This is a genomic window from Aeromonas australiensis (assembly GCF_000819725.1).
GTDB classification, from domain to species: Bacteria; Pseudomonadota; Gammaproteobacteria; order Enterobacterales; family Aeromonadaceae; genus Aeromonas; species Aeromonas australiensis.
In genome coordinates this window covers 1-2,026 of sequence record NZ_CDDH01000005.1, presented here as the reverse complement: position 1 = coordinate 2,026, position 2,026 = coordinate 1, and the positions used below count along the sequence as shown (strand labels likewise).

Here is a 2,026-nt window from a genome sequence, read left to right as displayed (position 1 = left end):
AATGATGTGACCCTCTTTATGGAAGCAGGGCCAGCAGCAGCGGATAAAAATCGTCAATCCGGCTTCAATATGAGCACGGGGGTACGCTATCAGCTCTCCCCCGCACTCAATGTCGGTAGCCAAATCCGGCATCTGGAGCTCAACCAGGGCAGCACATTGCTGGAGCTTAACTCCAGCCTGCTGCTGACCCCCAAACTCTCCCTCACCGCCAACTATGGCGTCAGTGCCATCACCGCCGATCAGGCGTTGACGCTGGGCGTCGGCTTCAACTTCTGATGTTCACAACAACGGCGTGGCACTGACCACCACGCCGTTGCGATCCGCGTAAACATAATCCCCTTCATGAATGGTCAAGCCGGCAAAACTGACCACAGCCCCCAGCTCCCCCAATCCCCTTTTTTCGGTCTTGACCGGACAGGCCGCCAGCGCCTTGACCCCGAGCGCCAGTGTCGCCAGGGTGCCCACATCCCGCGCCGCACCGTGGATCAGGATCCCCTCCCACCCCTGCTCCACCGCCTTGACCGCCAGTTGATCGCCCAGTAGCGCACGGCGCAGCGAGCCGCCGCCATCGATCACCATCACCTTGCCATGACCGGGGCGGGTCACCAGATCCCGCACCAGACTGTTGTCTTCATAACAGGAGAGCGTTACGGCGCGACCATAAAAGAGGGCCTTGCCGCCAAAATCCTGAAACACCGGGTCGGCCACTTGCAGCAAGTCGCCATGTTGATCGCAGAGGTCGGGCAGGAGATCCAGCATGATTTGATTCCTTTCAGATACATGAAGGTGTTCATTCTTTCATCAGGCAAGGTTTCTGGCAATCCAGAAGGATTCAATATTGCCCAGACAAACTGCTGACTTATCGATCAATACTGACACCAACCAGAGCTGGTCATTCTCCACCCAGTAGATGGCATTCTGGCCAAAGCGAGCAGCCAGCTGACGAGCTTGTGGCAGGGAGAGCACCACCGCCAGCGATGACTCTTGCCACTGTTCATCGGGATCCGATCCCCAAAACGGCCCCACCACAGGCACCTGCAAATCCACGGTCAGATGGTGCCACAGCGCCCGTTCCCGCCGCACATTGCGTCTTTCTGTGACCCACTTGCTGGCCGGGTTCCAGGCGGTGATGATGGCAAAGGCAGGCCAATGTGGTGGCTCAAATGGCGCGATAAAGCAGATTTTCTTGTAGTTTTCCCACAAATTCATGTCAATCACATGTTACATTCCATTACATTTTATAGGGGCGAAAAATCGGTTCAGGCCAAGTATGATGCAGCTGTGCCCGGGTTTGACCTATATCAAAACAGAGTTAAAAAGTTGCTATCTGACGGCAAAGAGTGTTGTTATGCGCCTGTTAACTGATAAAATGCGGCCACTTTCGTAATGGACGACCTTTCCAGGCTCTACTCGACCAGACTTGTCGGGAACCTATAAGTGGCACAGGGATACTTGCCGGTACTGATGCCTAATTCGCGATATTCCGACCTGACTCTCATACCCAGGATGACGTAATAAATTTTCAGGATCCGTCAGGAAATCGGTTTGAAACGCCAAAGAGTGTTAAATTTAAGATAATTAACTGATAAGAATCTGGGAATACTCATGCAAACACCACACATTCTGATCGTCGAAGACGAGCTGGTCACACGCAATACCCTGAAAAGCATTTTTGAAGCGGAAGGCTACATTGTGCTCGAAGCCAACAACGGCGACGAAATGCACCAGGCCCTCACTTCCCACACCATCAATCTGGTGATCATGGACATCAACCTGCCGGGCAAAAATGGCCTGCTGCTGGCCCGTGAACTGCGTGAGAACGACAACATCGCCCTGATGTTCCTGACCGGTCGTGACAACGAAGTGGACAAGATCCTGGGCCTGGAGATCGGCGCCGATGATTACATCACCAAGCCGTTTAACCCGCGCGAACTGACCATCCGTGCCCGCAACCTGCTGAGCCGCACCATGAACGTGGCTGCAGGTGGCGAAGAGAAGAAGCTGGTTGAGCGTTATCTGTTCAACG

At 54.1% G+C, this 2,026-nt stretch carries 3 protein-coding genes and 1 pseudogene; 2 read left to right on the top strand and 2 right to left on the bottom strand.

All coding sequences use genetic code 11. The annotated features are described in order from the left end of the window. A pseudogene (locus BN1117_RS01210) lies at positions 1-276 on the top strand (hypothetical protein); the annotation flags it as partial. Between the two features lie 3 nt (positions 277-279). Here BN1117_RS01210 and BN1117_RS01205 read toward each other — a convergent pair. Then, complete coding sequence (locus BN1117_RS01205) at positions 280-759, bottom strand: putative 4-hydroxy-4-methyl-2-oxoglutarate aldolase (RefSeq protein WP_040094244.1); 480 nt, start codon at positions 757-759, stop codon at positions 280-282. 42 nt (positions 760-801) lie between these two features. After that, on the bottom strand, positions 802-1,209 hold the full coding sequence (locus tag BN1117_RS01200; protein WP_082032536.1) for a DUF3293 domain-containing protein: 408 nt from the start codon (positions 1,207-1,209) through the stop codon (positions 802-804). Between the two features lie 396 nt (positions 1,210-1,605). On the opposite strand from BN1117_RS01200, the gene BN1117_RS01195 reads away from it, so the two are divergent. Then, on the top strand, positions 1,606-2,026 hold a 421-nt coding region (locus tag BN1117_RS01195; protein ID WP_040094241.1), incomplete at its 3' end, for a response regulator.